The 20637-nt window shown below is 53.7% G+C and carries 18 protein-coding genes and 1 pseudogene; 6 read left to right on the top strand and 13 right to left on the bottom strand.

Annotated elements, in window-relative coordinates:
* The first annotated feature begins 1 nt into the window (after nt 1).
* The gene (locus EYQ49_01120) at nt 2-859 is read left to right on the top strand and encodes a hypothetical protein (GenBank protein ID HIG24480.1); all 858 of its coding nucleotides are present in this window, start codon (nt 2-4) and stop codon (nt 857-859) included.
* A gap of 32 nt (nt 860-891) precedes the next feature.
* Here EYQ49_01120 and bmt read toward each other — a convergent pair whose 3' ends face one another.
* Complete coding sequence (gene bmt / locus EYQ49_01115; protein HIG24479.1) at nt 892-1869, bottom strand: betaine--homocysteine S-methyltransferase; 978 nt, start codon at nt 1867-1869, stop codon at nt 892-894.
* 36 nt (nt 1870-1905) lie between these two features.
* Nucleotides 1906-3636, bottom strand: a complete 1731-nt coding sequence (locus EYQ49_01110; GenBank protein HIG24478.1) for a hypothetical protein — start codon at nt 3634-3636, stop codon at nt 1906-1908.
* Nucleotides 3637-3779: 143 nt separating this feature from the next.
* On the opposite strand from EYQ49_01110, the gene EYQ49_01105 reads away from it, so the two are divergent.
* Entirely contained in the window at nt 3780-4076 is a 297-nt protein-coding gene (locus EYQ49_01105) for a hypothetical protein (protein HIG24477.1), read from the top strand.
* 272 nt (nt 4077-4348) lie between these two features.
* Here the strand turns inward: EYQ49_01105 and EYQ49_01100 are convergent, their stop codons facing one another.
* From EYQ49_01100 to EYQ49_01085, 4 genes and pseudogenes are all read right to left on the bottom strand, one after another.
* Nucleotides 4349-4549, bottom strand: a complete 201-nt coding sequence (locus tag EYQ49_01100) for a cold-shock protein (protein ID HIG24476.1) — start codon at nt 4547-4549, stop codon at nt 4349-4351.
* 372 nt (nt 4550-4921) lie between these two features.
* A pseudogene (locus tag EYQ49_01095) lies at nt 4922-6073 on the bottom strand (DEAD/DEAH box helicase).
* Nucleotides 6074-6276: 203 nt separating this feature from the next.
* Nucleotides 6277-7464 (bottom strand): acyltransferase, encoded by a 1188-nt coding sequence (locus EYQ49_01090; GenBank protein HIG24475.1) that lies wholly within the window; start codon nt 7462-7464, stop codon nt 6277-6279.
* Nucleotides 7461-8684, bottom strand: a complete 1224-nt coding sequence (locus tag EYQ49_01085) for an acyltransferase (protein ID HIG24474.1) — start codon at nt 8682-8684, stop codon at nt 7461-7463. Before EYQ49_01085 ends, EYQ49_01090 begins: the two co-directional genes overlap by 4 nt.
* 90 nt (nt 8685-8774) lie before the next feature.
* On the opposite strand from EYQ49_01085, the gene EYQ49_01080 reads away from it, so the two are divergent.
* Both EYQ49_01080 and EYQ49_01075 read left to right on the top strand, forming a co-directional pair.
* Complete coding sequence (locus tag EYQ49_01080; GenBank protein HIG24473.1) at nt 8775-9953, top strand: aromatic ring-hydroxylating dioxygenase subunit alpha; 1179 nt, start codon at nt 8775-8777, stop codon at nt 9951-9953.
* On the top strand, nt 9898-10371 hold the full coding sequence (locus EYQ49_01075; GenBank protein HIG24472.1) for a GNAT family N-acetyltransferase: 474 nt from the start codon (nt 9898-9900) through the stop codon (nt 10369-10371). Before EYQ49_01080 ends, EYQ49_01075 begins: the two co-directional genes overlap by 56 nt.
* A gap of 50 nt (nt 10372-10421) precedes the next feature.
* On the opposite strand, the gene EYQ49_01070 is transcribed toward EYQ49_01075, so the two are convergent.
* The 4 genes from EYQ49_01070 to EYQ49_01055 form a co-directional block, all read right to left on the bottom strand.
* Nucleotides 10422-10829 (bottom strand): hypothetical protein, encoded by a 408-nt coding sequence (locus tag EYQ49_01070; GenBank protein HIG24471.1) that lies wholly within the window; start codon nt 10827-10829, stop codon nt 10422-10424.
* Between the two features lie 307 nt (nt 10830-11136).
* Nucleotides 11137-12186, bottom strand: coding sequence for a hypothetical protein (locus EYQ49_01065; GenBank protein HIG24470.1), 1050 nt, complete (start codon nt 12184-12186; stop codon nt 11137-11139).
* An 89-nt stretch (nt 12187-12275) separates the two neighbouring features.
* On the bottom strand, nt 12276-13181 hold the full coding sequence (locus EYQ49_01060; GenBank protein HIG24469.1) for a hypothetical protein: 906 nt from the start codon (nt 13179-13181) through the stop codon (nt 12276-12278).
* A gap of 76 nt (nt 13182-13257) precedes the next feature.
* On the bottom strand, nt 13258-13740 hold the full coding sequence (locus EYQ49_01055) for an aminoacyl-tRNA hydrolase (protein ID HIG24468.1): 483 nt from the start codon (nt 13738-13740) through the stop codon (nt 13258-13260).
* On the opposite strand from EYQ49_01055, the gene EYQ49_01050 reads away from it, so the two are divergent.
* Together EYQ49_01050 and EYQ49_01045 are read left to right on the top strand one after the other, a co-directional pair.
* Nucleotides 13712-14401 carry an acyltransferase gene (locus tag EYQ49_01050; protein ID HIG24467.1) on the top strand — a complete coding sequence of 230 codons (690 nt, stop codon included), beginning with the start codon at nt 13712-13714 and terminating at the stop codon, nt 14399-14401. The two genes, EYQ49_01055 and EYQ49_01050, sit on opposite strands and share 29 nt — an antisense overlap.
* A complete protein-coding gene (locus EYQ49_01045; protein HIG24466.1) occupies nt 14391-15116 on the top strand; it encodes a nitroreductase family protein in 726 nt (241 codons plus the stop codon). The genes EYQ49_01050 and EYQ49_01045 overlap by 11 nt, the downstream gene beginning before the upstream one ends.
* A 183-nt stretch (nt 15117-15299) precedes the next feature.
* Here EYQ49_01045 and EYQ49_01040 read toward each other — a convergent pair whose 3' ends face one another.
* The 3 genes from EYQ49_01040 to EYQ49_01030 form a co-directional block, all read right to left on the bottom strand.
* Nucleotides 15300-16871, bottom strand: a complete 1572-nt coding sequence (locus EYQ49_01040) for a hypothetical protein (protein ID HIG24465.1) — start codon at nt 16869-16871, stop codon at nt 15300-15302.
* On the bottom strand, nt 16871-17440 hold the full coding sequence (locus tag EYQ49_01035) for a sigma-70 family RNA polymerase sigma factor (protein HIG24464.1): 570 nt from the start codon (nt 17438-17440) through the stop codon (nt 16871-16873). Before EYQ49_01035 ends, EYQ49_01040 begins: the two co-directional genes overlap by 1 nt.
* A gap of 864 nt (nt 17441-18304) precedes the next feature.
* Nucleotides 18305-19387, bottom strand: a complete 1083-nt coding sequence (locus EYQ49_01030; GenBank protein ID HIG24463.1) for a hypothetical protein — start codon at nt 19385-19387, stop codon at nt 18305-18307.
* Between the last annotated feature and the right edge of the window lie 1250 nt (nt 19388-20637).

The following is a 20637-nucleotide window of genomic DNA, read 5'->3' as shown; positions in this document are numbered from 1 at the left end:
TATGACCGGCCGTTTCGATGCCTTCAGGCGACGCTTTCGCCCCCGCGGCCAAGGAACCATCTTCGTGCTTTCCGGTGGAGCTGTGCGCGGTGCGGCCCAGGTAGGCATGCTGCGAGCGGTGCTCGAACACGGCATTGTTCCAGATCAAGTGGTAGGGGTCTCCGCCGGCGCACTCAATGGTTTGGTGTTGGCCTCTGACCCTACGCTTGAGCGCTTGACTCTTCTTGAAAGAGTGTGGGCTCGGGCCGCCGAAAAGTCACCTATTCACGGCAGTGTGTTGCGGAACCTTGCGGCCATAATTCGTGGCCACCCCAGTTTTGATAACGGTGAACGTCTGCGGGAACTTATCGCTAACAACGTGCCGGTTGAGGACATTAGCCAGACGAAAATACCGTTCCATTTAGCCACGACAGCAGCCTCCACGGGGCGTCAAGTGTGGTGGCAAAAAGGCCCCTCGGTGGACCTACTCTGTGCTTCGGCAGCCATGCCAGGGGTGTTGCCCGCCGTGGAGTTATCCGACGGAGATCACCACCTCGATGGTGGGGTGGTGTCAAACATTCCTTTGCGGTACGCCATTTCGTTGCAGCCGGCACGGCTAGTGGTTTGCGATGTAGCGGCACCTTTTCTCCCGCCGGAAAAACAAACCGCATTATCGGTGATGATGACGGGGTTTCGGGCCGCTGCTGCTGAATTAACTCGTCAAGAGTGGCGAGATGTGCCCGCACATTGCTCGGTATTGCATTTAAAACTGCCGTTAGAAAACCCTGGTATCGACGATGACTTCAATGATGCCCCCAAGCTCATTGAATTTGGTTACACCTCGGCCCAAGAAACTTTGGCCCAACAAAAAGACTTTTAGATTAAAGAGCAGAAAACAAAAGGGCGAAAGATCTAGCCTCGGCGGCGGCGGCGCCTTCGGGCACCGTCGTTTTGGCGTGGCGGACTGGTTTTGCTGCCCACCGGTGGCTCAACATCAGGCACGGGTTTTTCCCCTTTGAGGACTGCTGAAATGTAAGCAATGTGTTCCGGGGTACTGCCACAACATGAGCCGATGAGCGTAATACCGGCCTCTCGCAGGCGATGAGCGTGGGCGGCCATAATCTCTGGCGTACCGTCGTAGTGCAGGTCGCTGCCCACCCAAACTGGTATGCCAGCGTTGCCTTTAGCAACCACCGGTAGTCCGCCGTTGGATTCTTTGATTTGCGCTACTGCGGCTTCGGTGTCGGCCAGGTTGGCGCCACAGTTAGCTCCCGTGGCACTCACCCTGAGTTCAGCTAAGCGGGTACCCATTTCGGCACCGGTAACCCCCATCATGGTGCGGCCCGCCGTGTCGTAACTCATGGTCACCACAATGGGCAAGTCAGAAACGCTTTGTGCGCCTTTTACCCCAGCTTCCATTTCTTCAAGCGAACTCAAGGTTTCAAGCCAAAGCAGGTCGGCGCCTCCAGCAGTGAGCGCTGCCGCTTGTTCGGCGAAACCCTCTTGGGCCTCTTGGGCGGTGAGTTCACCGAGAGGAAACAGAAGTTCACCGGTTGGGCCCATAGAGCCTGCTACCAACACCGTGCGTTCGACCTCGTCGGCGGCCAAGCGAGCGTTGGCGGTCGCCGCTTGATTAATTTCATCAACGCGGTCTTGTAACTTGTGGAGCTTCATACGAAAACGCGTGCCACCAAAAGTGTTGGTCAAAATAATGTCTGACCCAGCAGCCACATAAGCCCGGTGCACGGCCTGCACCGCTTCGGGGTTTTCTACATTCCAGAGTTCAGGCGAGTCCCCAGAGGTCAAACCGGCAGCAAAAAGCTCAGTGCCCATGGCGCCGTCAATGACGAGATAACCGTTGATTTCTAGTAGGTCGTTAAGTACGTTCATGCGATCAATCTATCGACGGCCGTCAAGAGAAAAGATCTATTCCTCGATGATGGTGACCGTGCCTGCAGTGCCGTCGACCTCCACCAAAGCCCCATTGGGGATTATGTCGGTAGCCCCTTCTAAGGCGACCACACAGGGGATAGCGAGTTCTCGAGACACGATGATGGCGTGGCTCAGTAGGGCGCCCACGTTTACCACGACCGCAGCAGCGGGCAAAAAGAGGGGAGTCCACGCCGGGTCGGTCAACGGAGCAACCAGTACTTCGCCGGGCTCTAAATCGAAAGCATCGGCGGGGTCCATCACAATGCGGGCTCGACCTCGTGCCACACCCTGGCTGCCGGCATTACCGGTTAACACGTCACCAGTTTTGGCCTGCGGCACGGCAGTTAACGCCGCTTGGGTGGCTTCGAGTTCCTCAAGAGAAGGTACTTCTTCTTGGCTGCTTAAGAAAAACGGCGGAGTAACAGCGGAGAAGCGATCAAAAAGAGCGCCACGTTCTTCGATTATCTTGGTAAAAGCGCCAGGGTTTTTTATGTAGTCGGCCAGTTCGGTGTAGGGGTTAAGCAAAGCCACCCGTACTGGGTCGGGGTTGCCTCCTCGTTCGGCCGCTCGCCGCACCAACTCTCGGTAGACCTGTTTGGCAGGCAAGTTGATGCGCACCGCACGGTCGCGGGTCGCTTCTCGGGCTTGAGACCAAAATGGCGAAGCTTTTAAGGCTTTGTCAAAGTTCATCTTGTCCATGAAGTTCAAGTGCGGACGCACCTTGGCGGCCGCTTCTTGGCGGCGAGTGTCATCGTCGGCCAATCGGCTGTCAGGAGAGAGGTCGTGGTCGGCTACCCGCATACGGTCTAAAGCCACCAAAGCCAATTCCGGGGTGTTTTCCCAGGTACGAGAAGAAAGCTCCCAATCGTTGGGGCCGCGATGCCCATGGTTTTCAACGAACTGGGCAAACTGCGCTAAAAAATCTTCGGCATCGGGTTGGCCGGCCAAACGGTCAAGTAGGCCCTCAACGCCTTGGCCGAACGCCGCGTTCACCGTAGGTTGTTGACGCACCGACTGAGCAATGCGATAAAGGTCATGCGAATACTGAGCGGAGTGCACCTCGCCGGAGGCCCCCAAAAGGTGGGTTGCTAAACCCGGTTCGCCGGCTGCCGCACACGCATCAATCAAGACGCCAGAGACAATGGAGGCAATGGCAGTGGATTGCATGTGGTTGCCAAAAGCGGGCAAAAAAGCTGCCGGAAAAGTCAATAGGTAATCCAAGAGTTCTTGGTCGGGGGCATCGAGCGATGGGCGGAGAGCAGCGTAAGCCTCGGCCCGAGAAAAACTGTCGGCCACGATGGGGGGAAGTTTTTTGGTTCCTAGCGCACCGAGCACCGTTTTAAGAATTCGCAACGAAGACCCGATGCTTTTGTCGCCCTTGCGAGGCTGGTAGGGGGGAGGGTTGCCTTCGCCGAAGAACGCCACATCAATAGCTTCTGCTGACGAACCAGGGGCGCGGACCCCCATCATGCGGAGGTAAGACAGGTTGAGGTATACGTAGCCACCGTAAAGGCCAATGATTACCGGGTCATCAGAAGAAAAGTCACCGGGGCTCATGATGCCCAAGGTTTGGTAGGCGCCGCGCCAACCTTTTTCGGCGGGGATAACCCCTAGTTGGTAACCCAACATGGTCACGACCTCGGGGAAAACCTCTCCTACGTTGCCGCGAGTATTAATAGGCCAGCGGGGGTCTACGTTGCCTTCGATGATCCATGGTGTGCTCATAATGGGTTCCTCCCCCTAGACGTGGCTCAGAACTTAGCCGTATTGAGTGCGGGATGTCACGTTGAATATTTTTATACGAAGTTGTTAGAACCTTGCTCTCCGGCACTCCTCTTTAGGTAAACCAACTACCCAAAGGAAAGAAAATGAAAGTAACCCGAAAGATTGCCCTCGTGGGCTTTGCCGCCGCCACCCTGTTGGGGGCGCTCGCTGCCCCAGCTTCTGCTGGCCATGACCGCCTCTCTCAACCAGACGGCCCAGCAAAAATTACTCAGCAACGAGGTGGCGGAAGAATCATTGCCCAACCACATTGGAGCCCCACCGCAGGAAGCAGCGTTGTGGTCACTACCGAAGATGCTGACGGCAACGAAACCGATGAGAGCATCGTGGATACAGGAACCTCAGTCAAAGAGGAAAACTGCCCCAAAAACGTAATTTGCTAACTGCCTCTTGCCAAAAGAGACACTTAGCGCGAAGATAAGTGCAGCTTGACGGCCGGGCGTAGGTACTCGACGGAAACTCGGGTCACGCCATAGGGGGCCGTTTGGCTCGGATACAACAAGAGTCCGGAAAAGGTTCGCTTCAAGTTGGAAGCGAACCTTTTCGCGTCACCCCCGTCATGTCGTCTCTGAGACCACATGACGAGGGTGAGCCGTGACGCGAAAAAGCCCCGGCCGAAGCCAGGGCTTTTCGTTGTCGTTAGACGGTTAGAAAATCAGACCTTGCGAACCTCGAGGGCTTCAGGACCTTTACGACCTTCACCAACTTCGAATTCAACGGTTTGACCTTCATCAAGGCTGCGGTAACCCGAGCCATCAATGTTGGAGTAGTGAACGAATACATCTTCACCATCGTCAACGGAAATGAATCCGTATCCTTTTTCAGCATTAAAAAATTTAACAGTGCCACGAGGCATGGTATTTACTCTCTTTGTTTTATTAGTCACCGAGCCGTGGTTGGCACGATAAGAGGAGTCTACGCTGGAACTTGGCGAGAACCGGTCACCCGAGGTGCCTCGGGCTTCATTCTCGGCTTGCAAGTGAGCGCGCCGGGCCTTGCGATTAGGGCCATTTGGGCCAGTTGCGGCCTCATGGCGATCTTTGCGTCGGCTTGGAGTTTTTGGTGAACCTTGTTCCTGGTAGGTCTTTTGGTGGCGATCCTGAGTGCGGTCACCATGTTTGCGACGAGAGCGAGTTGATGGCTCTGGGCGCTCTTCTTTGCGGTTCTTCTTGCCATAAGAAGGAGAATCTTCTCCTGCGTCTTTTTTATATGACGAAGTCTTCTTGGCCGGAATCTCTTTGCGGTTGGGCTCGGGTACGAACTCCACCAAAGCCACGGCATCAGGTGCAGTAAACGGTTCGTCAAGGCCGATCTTGCGTTGCATGCGCTTGAGGTCTTTGACCTGTTCAGGCAACAATAACGAAATCACCACGCCACTTTCGCCGGCCCGAGCGGTACGGCCCGAACGGTGAACGTAAGCTTTGTGATCTTCTGGGGGGTCAAAGTGGATAACTGCAGCCACGCCGTCAACGTGAATGCCGCGAGCAGCCACATCGGTAGCTACCAAAGCATGAACCCGCCCACGGGAGAATTCGCTTAAGGCACGGGTGCGCTGCGCCTGGCTACGGCCACCATGAATGGCTGCCGTTTTGATTCCCTCTTTTTCGAGTTGTTTGGCTAAACGATCTGAGCCATGCCGGGTGCGGCAAAAAATAATGGCTGGCCAAGCCGCATTTAAGGCCTCGACGGTTGCACCTATACGGTCGTTACGGCCAACCTTCCAGAAAACGTGATGAGCGACTGTGATATCTGGGGATTCCTCGCCCACTTCATGGCGAACCGGGTCGGTTAGGTAATCCCGGGTCAGTTTGGCCACATCGCCGTCCAAAGTAGCTGAGAACAAAACAGTTTGACGTTCGTCTTGTGTCTGGTCGAGTAAACGGCGCACGGAAGGCATAAAGCCCATGTCGGCCATGCGGTCTGCTTCATCAAGCACCACGTGGTTAACTTCGGAGAGGTTTACGGAACCCTGTTCGATGAGGTCTTCTAAACGACCAGGGCAAGCCACCAAAATGTCAATGCCGTTGCGGAGCGCTTTGAGTTGGGGGCCATAACCGACGCCGCCATAAATGACTCCGATACTGGTTTTGCCTGAAAAGGTGCGAAGTTCGGTAGAAATTTGTTCAGCCAACTCGCGAGTAGGTGCCAAAATTAAGGCACGAGGATGGCGAGAACGGGCTTTACCTACCTGGGCTACCAGGGGGATGCCGAACGCTAAGGTTTTACCAGAACCGGTGGGGGCACGGCCACAAACATCGCGGCGAGCCAAAAGGTCGGCGATGGTAGCTGTTTGAATTTCGAACGGCTCGGTGATACCGCGGCGTTCGAGAGCTTCGCAAATAGTGGCAGGTACGCCAAGATCAGAAAAAGTAGTGGACATAATGTATTGCTCCTGGCCCGCGTTCGGCGGACAGTAAGGGTTCGCGTTGCCGCAGAAAGTTTTCTGCGGTCAGTTTTCGTTTTGTTGGTTCACTCTGACTGGAAGAACCAACGCCCGTCTGCGAACCCACCGGCAATATTGCTACCGGAGCAAAGACAAGGGTAGCCAGCAATGCCTCGGTTTGCGCTCTGATGTGGCGACTGTCACGGAGAGCGTTGGAGGAACCGTTTTCCTAATTTGATGATTGGGTCTTCGAAAAGGTAGTGACTAAGGGCTGCTGCAGCAGTAGAACCGACAAAAGCAATGGCCAGCAAAACAAAAATATTACCGCTCAGTTCGGGCCACTGAAGCCACCGGTGTGCCAAAGTGAGAAACGCTTGGTGCCAGAGGTAAATCCCGTAAGAAGAAATGCCGAGAAAAACTAAGGGGCGGCTAGACAGTATTTTAAGTCCCCAAGAAGATGATTCTTCTGAGAAGACAACCGGCACCAGCAAGGTGACTCCAATGAATAGATAAATGGTTTGACGCTGTAGATCGACCACGATGTTGTTATGCCAAAACCCGGTCACGAACTCGCTGTTCAAACCTAATTGAGTAGAAACGATCCAGAGCAATACAACGGTGCCTCCCCACCACATCCACGGGTAGCGAGCAGCGGCCGCGATTTTGGCCTTTACCTGAGGGTTTTTGTCAGCCCAAACAGAAAGCACCGATAAGGCCATACCTGCGGCAAAAGTATCGAGATAGGAGGTGGTCCATAAATTGGCCGTTCCGCCCCACCACAATCCCTCCTGAGGAGCAAGGTTGGCCATGAAAAGACGGAAAGTAAAACTTAATCCAGCCAGCCCGAGGCACATGAAAAACAAGCGATGCACGCGCTGGTTGATGGTTTTGCCGCGGTTAAGCCTTCCACTGACCAAAGCAATCAAAGGGAGGAGAAGATAGAAGCCAAGTTCGGTTGCCAGGCTCCACGACTGAGTTATTCCTGTAAGCGCTAAATCTGGGTGATAAATGTGCACTAAAAATGCCGAGAAAAAAAGGCCACTAATCCCGCCCACCACCACCACGTTAAAAGCCAGTTGTCCGAAGAGAGCTAACCAATACCCAGGAAAAACACGAAGAACCCGGCGGATCCAAAATGCCCCGGTGGAAGGTGCGTTGCTGTCGTTGAGTTGTGCAACAACAAAAGGGCGAAAGAGAAGGAAACCAGAAAGTACAAAGAAAAGAGAAACGCCGAGATCAAGCCGTGAAAGAAAGAGGCCAGTTGTTGCGTAACGAAAAGTAACCCCGCTGGAAAACCCCGCATGGTGAACAACGATTAACAAAGCAGCTATGGCTCGTAACCCGTTAAGCCCAACAAACCATCGGGTGGGGGAGGCAGTGGCTGTCATAGCGTGGGCTTTGGTTGGCCAGGTTTATTTAGCAAAGATTTACCCGCTTTAGTAAGCGGGGTTTCGACAAAGCGGTGACTCAAACCTGCGGCGCCAATGGATCCCAAAACCCCGAAGGTCAAGATGACCCAGAAACTGCCCGTTAGCTCAGGCCAATCTAAAAAACGATGAGCCAGGTTAATGAATGCTTGGTGCCAGAGATAAATGCCGTAAGAAACCACCCCGAGGTAGTTCAACAAACGGCTTTCCAATAGACGGGAAGTCAAGGTAGAGCGAGAAGAGGAAAAAGCGATGGGGACGATTAAACAAACACCGATTAAACCGTAAATGCTTTGGCGTACTACTTCGAGTTCAAAAGTTGAGCGATTGATGCCGGTGGCCAAGTTGAGTTGTGTGCACATTCCCCAATAAAGAAATGCGGCGCTTGACCACCAAAGCCAAGGTCGGGCGGCCAGCGACTGAAGCCTGCTGCATCCTTCTGGGTGCTGTTCTCTCCAGGCGGAAAGAACAGCAAGGGCCATACCGGCGGCAAAAATATCTAAGTAGGCCGGAGTCCACGACATGGAGTTGCTGCCCCAACTTCCTAGGGCGTAACCGGTGCTTAAAAATATCGCGGCCCGAGAGGCCAAGCTCGCTAAGGCTAAGAAGGCACACCAAGCAAGCAAGCGGATGGCTTGCTGGTTAATGGTTTTTCCTTTGCCGAGCTTTCCGCCGACCCAAGCCAATAAAGGCAAAACCAAATAAAAACCCAATTCGGTCACCAAACTCCATGATTGGGTTATGCCAGAAAATACCTGGTTGATGTCACGGGTATAGGTGTGTAAAAGGCCAAAGGACATAAAGAATCCGAACGAGTCTTTGACCGGGCGCCCGAGGTCAAAGGCCAAAACAATAATCAAGGCCACCCAATAACCCGGGTAAATGCGCAGGGCCCGGCGAAACCAAAACGATTTAGTTGGAGGGGCCGGTTGATTAGCGAATTGGGCTTTGACGAAAGGGTAAAACAGGAGGAACCCCGAGAGAGCAAAAAAGATAGAAACCCCGATATCTAACCGAGCAAGATACGGGCCCCAAAATTCGCTACGAAAAGTAAGCCCACTTGATTCGGCTGAGTGGTCAACCACGATGAGCAAAGCAGCGATGGCTCGCAAACCGTTGAGGCCTTCGAACCAGCGACGCGGCGAAGTTGTTGATGAAGGAGAGGGAGCGGGGTTGCTCATAGAAAGGCGACCATGGTTGCCAAGACAATAGCAGCGGGAGCGGCGCAGAAAAAGTTTGCTCTTAGGCGTGCGCTCGCATAGTTTTTCGCTATGACAACACTGACAAGTTCACTTAGCGAAAAACTTAAGCGTTGCTTGGGTGAGCCAGAAAACAACTGGACCTTGCCCTCAGAGTGCTACACCAGCCAAGAGGTTTACTCCGTAGAGCAGGAAACGATCTTCCGTAGAGGGTGGGTAGGGGTTGGTCGGGCCGACCGATGGACTGCCCCCGGGCATTTTGTGGCTCTAGAGGTGGGTGGCGTCCCACTGGTGGTTGTGCGCGGCGATGATGGGGTGTTGCGGGCTTTTGCAAACACTTGTCGTCATAGAGCTGCACAAATAATGGAAGGTGAAGGGCATTGCGCTCGCATGCGCTGCCGTTTTCATTTTTGGACTTATGCCCGAGATGGCCGCTTGGTAGGCGCACCACGTATGGGCAACACACCCGGTTTCGTTAATGAAGATTTTGGTTTGGTGGAGTTTGCAATGGTGGAGTGGGAAGGGTTTGCCTTGGTGAGCTTGGCCGAAAACCCATCGCCGTTTGAACAATGGGTAGGCGAGTTCTCGCAGATCCATAAGCCTTGGAAAGGTGCAGATTTGGTCACTGCTCGCCGGCGAGAGTTTTCGGTGGAGTGCAATTGGAAATCGTTCGCCGAAGTATTTAACGAGTATTACCACCTGCCCTATGTGCACCCCACCAGCATTGATGCCACCTACAACGCTCCCGATGCCTCCGAAAAAGTAGAAGGTGCTTTCGCTACACATTTTGGGACCACCGAAGGCACCGGGGCATTACTTGATGACCAGCAAAAAACAGGTCAGAACCTTCCGGTAATGGAACAACTCGTTGGCCGGTTGAGGGCCGGCGTGCGCTACTCGTGGATTTTTCCCAACCTGGCCGTTGCCTATGGTTCGGACGCTTTATGGATGTACGAAGTGCACCCTGATGGGCCTCGTCGGTGCCAGGTTGTCATGTGGGTGTGTTTTCCACAAAGCACGTTGGATTTGCCTGATTTTGCTAAGAAATCAGGCATCTACTTTGAACGTTTTGACGCTGCTTTGGATGAAGATATCCCTATGCTTGAACAACAATTTCGAGGTCAAAATTCACCATTTTCACGTCAAGGCCGCCATGCTGATCTCGAGCCAAATGTAGCTCGCTTTGCCGACTGGTATGCCAAGCGTTTGTTGGCATGCGATGAAGGAAAAAATGCTTATTCGACAAATTGAACGTACCGATATCGAAGCAGTAGAGGCTTTGTGGACGGAAGCAGGCATGACCAACTACGCCTTAGCCGGTGATGTCGCCCAAGAAATAATCGAGAAGATGACCCGTGACCTTGACTTGTTTTTAGTAGGGGAAACTGGTGGACAGATAGTGGCCACCGTGATGGGAACCTACGACGGGCATCGGGGGCGCATTAAACGCTTAGCGATACACCATGACCATCGTCGCCAAGGGTTTGGGCAACAAATAACTGATGAATTAGAGCGCAGGTTCACGAAACGGGGCATTGCGCGCATCCGGTTAGAAGTGTGGGCGAGCAACACGGGGGCCCAAACCTTCTGGGAAGAAGCAGGATATGAAGTGCAGCCCGATATTCGTTACTACTTGCGCAACCTAGATAACAGCAAAGATCCCTGCTGACCATCCCCGAAGGGCGATCAGCAGGGATCTAAGTAAGAGCGTTTTGGCGTTTAACTAACGGTAAGGCTTCCAACCATCCCCGCATCAAAGTGGCCGTCAAGGGCACAAACGATTTGGTAAGTGCCGGGGGTGTCCCAAGTGAAGTTCTTAGTAACCAAGACGCCGGGTTTACGTTTTTCAACTTCCCAAAATACTTTTTCTTCGGTGAAGTCATCACCGGTGATGAGGTCTTCACCGAGTTTGATTACTGCCCATTCATGTTCGATGCTGCCCGCGTTATAAAAGGTGACAGCGATTTCGTTTCCAGAAGGCACAGACCACTCGCCGGGGCTAAAAGCGAACTCTGCGGCTTCTGCCTCCAACGAATGCAAAGACGAAGAGCCTGCGGTTACTGCGTCTTTAGCGCAAGCGGAAAGCGGGAGGGCTAAAACGGCGAGCCCGGCAACCCCAAGCAGTATTCAAAGAGTCAGTCAACCGTTCATAAATTTTCCTCCAAAGGTAATTGTTAGTTAACGTATTAATGCGCTACGACCACGCTAAACGTAATTAGGGGGGGCAACAAAAAAAGTGACGATTGACACATTTTTGTTGGTTTGCTTTTAAATATGGATAACAGGAATTGGGGGAACGGAAATATTCTGGATAGGAGATATTCGTGACTCACTAGGCGGAAACTGGGCGACTCTGCCTTATTCCTTTGTTGTGACCGGTTTGCCTTAAAAACAGAAAATGAACGAAATGGGAGTCAGATATTCGTTCTAATTTTTAACGAACTGCTGAATAAGGCAGCCAGGTGCCGGCTTCGAAGTCGTAAAGTTTGCACACCTTTACGGCCGTTAAATAGTCTTTAAAGCGAAGTTTGCGGTCAATGGCCCGGTCAGGGAAGGCTTCCATGATCGCTTCGGTGGCCAGAGGCAGCCGGTAACAAGGAATACGCATATCTACATGGTGAGGTGTGTGCAGAAAGATCCAATGAAAAATAAGGTTCATGTACCACGGGATACGCAAAACGGTGGTGCCATCAAGCTGTCCGGATACTTTGTTCCATTTTTGTCGTGGCCACCAACGAATCTCCGGCGAAATATGGTGCATGTAAACGGTCCAGCCAATGAAAAAAGTGAAGATCAAAAATGGGATGATCAACAGTTTGGTAATCATCCAAAGAGCGCCCCAAAGGTTCCCGGAAGCCAGCCCACCCAAAAACGCTGCCCCGGTGGCCCCCGCCAACATGGCGGCATAAAGCAAGGCTCGGTCTTTACGGATGGCAGTAACCCATTTCGCAGGTGGCTTTTTGAGGCGGATCATTTTAGTCCACCACACTTGCCGCAGGTAGTAAGGCAAAGCACCCAATGGCCCCCATTCTACTCGGTGGCGTAAACGGCCCAAGAGGCCCATGGCTTGGTATTCCTCAACGGTCACGGGGTGCCAAACGAAGTCCATGCCTTGGCGCACGGTGTGGCCGTGGTGAATGCGGTTATGCCCCAGTACCCACGCTTCATGAATATGAAATGAAGGGATAAGCAACGCCCGGCCTAAGAGTTTGTTGAGTTTGTTGTTGTCGGTGAGCGCACCATGGGCGGCATCGTGGCCCAGAACAAAAAGACCGGCCACCATAAAACCTGCGGCCACCAGCAACGGTAAAGTTACCCACCAAGCAGGGCTAAAAATAATACCCAACAAGGCAGCGGCGTAGACCGTGGTGTCACGGGCTACCAAAAACATGCCGCGGCTCGTAGAGCGTTCACGACACGAAGCTGGCACGACGTCAATGACGTCTTTTAAAGTCAGCGGTGGGGCTTCAAGTGTTTGGGTCATGGTCCTCAAGTGGTTGAAAGGTCAATGCCGGTTGCAGGTTCAGCCTATACACACTACGAGAGATGAGGGCCACTTTTGGTGTTCTTCGGTCACTTAGCGATAGGGGGAATCTGCGGTGCTTGGTGGTTCGCCGGGAAGGGGGAGAGCCCTCTATGGACATTGAAAGCATCAGTAGCCCCGTTGGGCCTTAGTGCGGTTCCTTGCCCGGTTTGGTGGTCAATGGTAAAGAAGTTGCCACCCGGGTCAGACCATGAGCAGGTGAGACCGTTGGTGTCCATGGTGGCTTCGGGTGGGCATGAGGGTTGGTTCCCCATTGGGGGTACCGAGCAATCAAAACCGTCGGGGCAGTTAGGCGGCATGATCCCGGGAACACACGCTTCATCCCCTTGCGGGCAGGGGGGAATGTTTGGGTCTCCGCAGGGCAGGCCGGTGTTGCCACACGGGGGTGGGCCCATGACGGGGCCGCCGGGCACCATGCAGTCCATGTCTTGTGGGCAAGGAGGCAGGGGGATGCAGGCTTGGTCATCAACGGGGCAGGGGGGAATGTTTGGGTCTCCGCAGGGCAGGCCGGTGTTGCCACACGGGGGCAGCCCGAGGTCGGGGTCTTGGGGGTCACCGGGTTCAATGCTGGGGTCGCCGCAAAGGTGATCCTCGGGGCAGTCGGGCAGTGGAGGAAGATCATCGCCGGTACAGGGTTCTCCGGTGTTACCACATGGGGGTGGCCCGAGGTCGGGGTATTGGGGCTCGCCGGGAGCAATTGGGGTGGTGGGGTCTTGGGGGTCGCCGGGCTCAACCCCGGGGTCGCCACAGGGGTGGTCCAGGTCGCAGTCGGGCAGTGGGGGAAGGTCGTCGACTGGGGCGTCTTCGACAATCACCGGCGCATCTGGTGCCGTCTGCCCCTCTAAGGCCGCCGCAGCAACTGGAAGAAGCAAAATGCTAAGCAAAGCCAGCAAGGTGGGTCGCAAAGCCCATTTACTATTGTTATTTCGTTTCATGAATTTCCGCCTTCATGTTCTGGAACCACCCCGCAGTGGCCCTCAACAGAAAAGTAATGGAAAACTCGTTGCAATATTATTCACCCCAAGAATTACGACGATTCGCTTTGCGTTGGCTTTGTTGTTTTTTGGCTTTGAGGCGGCGTTCGGTGGCCCCTCGGCCGGGGCGAGTAGGACGCCTTCGTTTTTGCGTGACCAGGGCTTCTTGGAGACGAGTTTGCAAAAGGTCTATGGCTCGATCACGATTACGAGACTGAGAGCGGTGCTTATCTACCGTCACTTTTATCTCGGTGCCTAGGCGGGCCACTAGGCGAGTGCGCACATCGTCGTTGATGCCGCGGGCTGTGGCGAGGTTGATGGTGGCCTCTACTCGGGTGTGGGCACGGTTGGCGTGTTGGCCTCCGGGGCCGCCGGTGGGACCAAAGCGCCAAGCAATTTCACTGCTGGGTATACGGCACCCGGGCCCGGCAAAAAGAGTTCGATCGTGGCTGGCCATACTCCACGGTAGGCCAGAACGGTAGGGTCCGGGGATGACCAAGCTTCGGATACCCCTCAGCATGTGGCTGGGGGCGGGGTATCGCCGGTTGATGCCTTGGTTGGAGCGTCAAGCAATTATCGGTCCAAACAGTCGCCAGGGGAAGCGTTTTGGCCAGTTTGGTGAGGGCTCGGCTATCGGGTGGCCTACCGGAGCAGGGTTTGGCGAAGAATGGATTTGGATTGGCGAAGAAACCATGGTCGGTGCTCATGTCACCTTGTCGGCTGGCATGGGGCCAGGACAAGAAATGCTTTCCAACCCGGTAGTCCGCATTGGGGATCGCTGTCTGATCGGTCGAGGGTCTTCCGTCATCGGTCATTGGTCTATAGACATAGGCGACGATGTATTTACTGGAATGAATGTTTATATCACTGATCAAAATCATGGCTACGAAAACCTTGACGAACCAATCGGCACGCAATTGCCCAGCGAAAAATTGGTAGTTATCGGCGCCGGGAGCTGGATTGGTTCGGGTGCAGTGATTTTGCCGGGGGCGCAAATTGGTGCCCATGTGGTGGTGGGAGCCAATGCGGTGGTGGGTGGGATTATCCCCGACAACTCGGTGGTAGTAGGCGTACCGGGCCGGGTGGTGCGCCGTCACGATGGTGAGTCTTGGCAGCGAGAACATCGGTTCAACGCAGAAAACCCGGTGAGCGAAATTGAAGGAGTTGATGATGACCGCTGATTATCAGCACCCGTACCCTTCGCCTGAACTTGAAGCCCAACATTCTTTTGTGGTCTATGAAGCCCAATATTTTAGTGAAGCGGAGATGCTGCAACGTGCACAAGAGTTTTATGCCGAAGTAGACGGTCGACGCAGCGTGCGTATGTTTAGCGACCAACCAGTGCCTCGAGAACTGATTGAGTTAGCGGTAAAGGCTGCTTCGACGGCACCTTCGGGGGCTCATAAACAACCGTGGACTTTTGTGGCTACTTGCGACCCAGAGGTCAAAGCGGCTATTCGGACGGCCGCCGAAGAAGAAGAGCGGGTAAATTATTTAGAGAACCGCATGAACGAAGAATGGCAAGAAGCGTTGGGGCCTTTGGGCACCGATCATCACAAAGAGTTTTTAGAAATCGCCCCTTGGATAGTGGTTCTTTTTGAGCAGCGCTACGAACAGCGAGTCGACGGCTCGAAAGGTAAAAACTATTATGTGAAGGAAAGCACAGGAATTGCCGCCGGTATTTTTGTGACGGCGCTGCATCACATAGGATTAGCCACCCTGACCCACACCCCTTCACCGATGGCTTTTTTGCGACAGGTGTTAGGCCGACCAGAAAACGAACGCCCGTTTGTGCTGTTTCCGGTGGGCTATCCCTTGGAAGGGGTCAAGGTGCCAGATATTAAGCGAAAAAGTTTGAATGAAGTTTTCGTGGAGGTCGCTGCGGAAGACGGCTAGCCTCAGCGCACTGGCGGCTGGCTGAGGAGCTACCGCTGGACATGGTTATTCCCAATCATGCAGATGCCCCCGGCCCCTTGGGTTGAGGGTTTTCTGCTTTCGGTTTTTATTTAAGGCAGAAACGCGCCTGACCGGTGACGCTTGGTGCGCCACCGGCCAGGAGAGAAAAGGGCGTAGGTTTATTTAAGAAATTGCTTCAACTTGCAGAAGCCCGTCGACCATTTGGATGCGGTAATCCAACTCTTGGTCGTTGCCCCGGTGGCGGATATGGATGGTTACTTCACCGTCTTCGAAGAAAGCTTCAAAGTCAATTCGGTCATCACCGTTTTCAAAGCGCACTTTCATATTGCCAGACAAGATTTCTGCGCTCCAGCCGTTGGCCCCGACTGCTGAGGTGACGGCGATGCGGGAAAGTGAGTCTCCGTTTACCACCGTGCTAAAAGTTACGCTTCCTGCGTCAAACACATCCATGCTGCGTAAGACAATCAGGGGACTAACTTCGTCAGTGTCAAAGTCTTGTTCCTCGGTGTCGTCATCAACATCGGTGTCGTCATCAACATCGGTGTCGTCATCAACGTTGCCACCTACCTCTATGGTCACCTCTCGGGGGGTGCCTACCGGTTGAAGATCAAAGAAATCTTCACTTCGGGTATCGATGCGACGATCACGCACTCGAATGCGAAGTTGTCCATCTTCTACGGAGGCTTTGAAATCAACTCGGTCGTCATTGTTGCGGAAAGTAACGCTTACTTCACCAGGTTCTTCAGCCTGGTCGATACTTACCGCCCATCCCGTCGTGGTGGTCGTTTCTAGGACGGCAAGTTGCGCATCGTCGCCTCGACCAATGGTCACGGTGCCGACTTCGAGAACATCAAAGGTCTGCGAAGCTGGTATCGGGGTGGGGTCAACCACTGGGTTGCCGTCAACTGGGTTGCCGTCGGCGTCGAAGAACTGATCGCCTCGGGTGTCAGTGCGGCGGTCCCGGACACTTACCCGTAGTTGGTCGTCAACGATGAGCGCATCAAAATCAACCCGGTCATCACCCGAACGAAAGCTAACGCTTACTTCACCGGGAAGATCGGTTTGCTCAACCTCTACATCCCATCCAAAAGCGAAGGTGGTGGCCAAGATGGTTAGCCCAGCGTCTGAGTCACCTTCCACGGTTACCGTGCCGACCTCGAGAACATCAAAGGTCTGCGCAGCCAGAACAAACCGTGGAGCAGGGGCCACCGTGGTTGTGGAGGTGGTGGTGACCACTGGTTCAGGGTTAACTGGTGCGGGGACCACTGGTTCAGGGGTAACTGGTTCAGTAACTACTGGCTCTGAAACTACTGGTTCCGGATCGGCGATGATGTTGCCTGGAATAACTACATCGATGACTTCAACTACGCTAATAGCCGTGTCGGCCACCACATTGACTATCGTGGTGGCTACTTCTGGGATTACTGGTACTTCAACGAGGCCCGTGGCATGGGCACCCCCTACGGAAGCTGCGGCAACCGTGGTGGTGAGAAGTACTTTGCCGACTACCGTGCCGGCAAAATTTATTAGTGCTGGTAGCATTTTTCTGTCCTTTGTGTCGGATGCGTGGAGGAGTTCCACAGACACAAACCGCTGAAGGTCATCGTTCGGCTCAGCCGGATCAATGGACGCAAAGTGGTTACGGATCGATTCCAAGATGGCTCCGAGCGGTCGGCTCGTTGCTTTACCTTGGAGGATCTTCTCTACCTCGTCGTCATTCAGTGGTTTGCTCATCACTTCCTCCAACGACGTCGACGGCTAGAAGGGTACGGCTCTGACTCAATTTCTTTTTCAAGTCGCCTTAGTCCCCTTCGTTGTAGTGCTTTCACTGCACCTAATGGTTTGTTTATAGTTTGCGCTATTTCGGGCATAGTGAGGTTGCCTACGATACGAAGAAGAATCACCTCACGCTGCTCCTCGGTGAGAATTTGTAAGGTCTCCTCAACCCATTCGGTCTCCAATCGGGCCATAACATCTTCTTCGGCGCTTAAGGAGGGGTCTACTCTTTCAACTGTTTCAGCCACCGTGTCTAGCCTCCGGTTGCGGCGTCGTGCATCGTCAATAGTCTTATTGCGAGCGATGGTAAACACCCAACCGCGAAAGTCATCAATTTCTCCTAAGAATTGGTGCAGATGTTCAAAGGCGGCAATGAATACTTCGTTGGTTAGCCCCTCAGGGTCTTCTGCAGAACGAGAGTGGGCGAAACGAGTGATGGGGCCCGAGAGTTCAGCGAAGAGAGCAGTGTAGCCGCGCTGGTCACCTTGACGGGCCAAGTGCAGGGCTTCTTTTTGGGAGATGCTTATGTTATTTTCTCAAAAGAAAAGTAGCGGTAACCATAGGTGGTGAGCGTAGTCCATGGCGGGGCTTGGTGAAGATCAGCCAAAAGCGACCGCCCCCGCAGAACAGATTTTTTACGGGAAACGGGGCCGCCATTAATGGTTTGTTTATAGTTTGCGCTATTTCGGGCATAGTGAGGTGGCCTACGATGCGAAGAAGAATCACCTCACGCTGCTCCTCGGTGAGAATTGGTGCAGATGTTCAAAGGGTGATTTCTGAGATTCAACTCCGACGCCGTAGAAGCGTCTCTTGGCACAGATCCAGGAAACCCGGACACTGACGGCGACGGTTTTAGCGACTACGACGAGGTGGCAGCTCTCGGTACCGACCCTCTTGATGCCAACTCACCAACTCCCGTAGCTGGCGATACAGATAATGACGGTCTGTCTGATGATGTAGAAGCTTCTCTCGGTACGAGCCTTGCGGGAGTTGGTAGCAGCCTGCAGAAGCAGACTTTCGTGTTGCTCACCTAAAAAGGTGACCAAACTACTAGCTAGTTCCGCTCGGCCTGACTTAATAATAGAAGTCATGACAGAGTGGCTTGGTAACACAGTCACACCGTGAGGTATGCTCGTGAAGTACTCAGAGCTGAGAGCCCGTTTCCAAAGGAACGAAGCAAACTCAGTTTGATGTTCGTCCTCTTGTAGTGCCCGCAGAGCGGAAGCTATAAGGTTCCTGTTTGAGAAATCCATCTCAAATCTCCTTTGTTTGTGTAGGTAAGGCGTTCGCCTTACCTACCTAACCGTGGGAGCAAGACGGCTGTGCGCAACCATTAACAAGACGTAAAAGCGGTTTGTACTGCACTTTGCTTGTTTTGTTGGGAAGCGGCGCTAGAAGGCTGCAGGGCCTGGGCCTTTGTAAACAGTATTAGGGTCACAGGAATCTACGGCCTCTTGTATGCCGGCGAGTAGCTCAGCAGACGGAAGCACGCTACCTGTGTATGAGCCACGCCAAGAAGCCCCCGGGGCCCAAAACGACACCATAAAGTCAGCGAGAAGCTCTTGGTGGTGTATGTCAGAGTCAATGCCAGGGACAGCGGCTGCAAGGTCTTCCAACCAGTACCTGTATGAAACTCCCTCAGGGGTGTAACAGTGTCTCCAAACCAGTATCGCAGCAGCGTGGCTAGCTTCATGAAGGGCTACGTATTCTAATTTCCGTGTAGAGCTGAACGTGGCATCGGATATCCAGATCGAGTACGCCCAAGCGTTTCCTGTAGACCCATCAGCACCCCAGCCGGGCATATCGAACACGTTGACCGTACACGGGTCTACTGGCCGGCCGATGTACGCCGCAGACGGTGTACAGCCGTTGATGATTTGCAGCCCTCTGGTCGTGTCAATCAGGTATTGTGGGAGTTGGGTTTCGAAGTACTCTACTAGTTCTGCTTGGTGGTTACCTGAGTACCCTGGATAGCAGGAGTAGGAAATGGTCACGTCGCAGGCGTTTTTCGGGGCCGCTACAGGGACAGCAGGGACACCGTCTAGAACAAGCCCCATTGCGATTAGTCTATCTACGTGTGCTGTGCGGGTTTGGTTTCCGTAAATGCCATCTATGGAGATATTGAGGACGCCTTGAAGTTCCCTCGTTTCCACGTCGGTGGCGGAGCCCCACAGGTATTCGACGAGAAGAATGCGTTCTAAGGAATTCGAGTCAATAGTTGTAGTAGGCGGTGGGGTCGACGTTGTAGTAGGTGGTGGGGTCGACGTTGTAGTAGGCGGTGGGGTCGACGTTGTAGTAGGTGGTGGGGTCGACGTTGTAGTAGGTGTAACCCGCTGGTCTGAAAGTTCTGTAGCAGTACCTGCAGCGGTTTGCGGGGCCAGATTTGCGGATACGTCGGCCGACAAGAGCAAAGAGGTAATGGCAACAGCGGTGAGGGAGAAGAAAGAGATTCTTTTAACAAGTTTGATAAGCATAAAAAGAACTGTTCGGCTCTGCGGGAGCGTCACACACAAATGTGTGGCATTCGGTACATGCGTACGCCCTGTTTTGGGACATCAGGTGACTACGGCCTACGTCAAATCCGTGGAAGCAAGACGGCTTTGCGTAACCATTAACAAGACGCAAACGCGGTTTGTATGTCAGATCGAAAGGCGTCGGGCAGTTGCGTGTCACCTATGTAACTTGATTTGCTTGTGTGACCAAAGTAGCGAGTTACGAAATCAGCAAGGGCCTCTCGACCAGATAAGCCATCGCGTAACCCTGGTACCGCTAAGGCCAGAGAGTGGAGATAGTCGCCCCAAGAGGTTCCGTCGTCTCTGCTGCAACTAGCCCACACCGTAACATCGGTAGCGTGAGCTGCTTCGTGGATAGCGACTTTGAGCAACACGGCAGGGCGTTCGGCTACGTAGTCGTTTATCCAAATGGAGTTCAGCCATTCGTGACTGGGTTTACCATCGGCTCCCCAGGCATTTTTGTCGAAAACGTTAATCAGGCAAGGAGTGATGTCCCATACGACGGCGGCGTACGGGGTACACCCATTGACGATAGTCACGCCGTTAAGCCCTGGTTGAAGTTCGGCATGTAGGGTAGCGAAAACAGCATCTACCGCAGTCTGGTTAATACCGGAGTATCCAGGCCAGCAGTACATCCCTGCGCAGTTTTCCGCTGGTGTGGTAGTCGTGGGTACGTCAGGTACGCCACTTTCTGAGAGACTGTTTACCCGTAACGCAGATACATGTGCTTCCCTGGTTCCCCTGCCGTAAACACCATCAGAGGTAAGCCCTAAAACTGATTGAAGGTCACTGGTTTGTTGCTGTATCGAAGGGTCAAGGTTGGATCCCCACTGATATACGCCGGTTAATACGTTTACGGATGTGCCGGCTTCAGGATCTGTGACCGTAGCCTCCTCAGCTGGTGTGGGAGCTGACGTTGTATTAGGTGGGGGAGTGATCGGCTCTTGTGGTACCCCGGCGGATGAAAGGTCGCGTACCTGTAAAGCCTGTAAGTGGGCAGTTTTCGTGTCGTTTCCGTACCAACCGTCATCGGTAAGGTTTAACGCTTGTTGCAGGGCTACAGCTTCTTCGGATGGGCCCCATACGTATTCGACGAGAAGAATACGTTCTAAGGAAGCCGTGTCGGCCACCACATTGACTATCGTGGTGGCTACTTCTGGGATTACTGGTACTTCAACGAGGCCCGTGGCATGGGCACCCCCTACGGAAGC

The sequence above is a fragment of the Acidimicrobiia bacterium genome (genome assembly GCA_012959995.1).
Taxonomy (GTDB): Bacteria; Actinomycetota; Acidimicrobiia; order Acidimicrobiales; family MedAcidi-G1; genus MedAcidi-G2B.
This window is presented reverse-complemented; position numbering and strand designations above follow the sequence as displayed.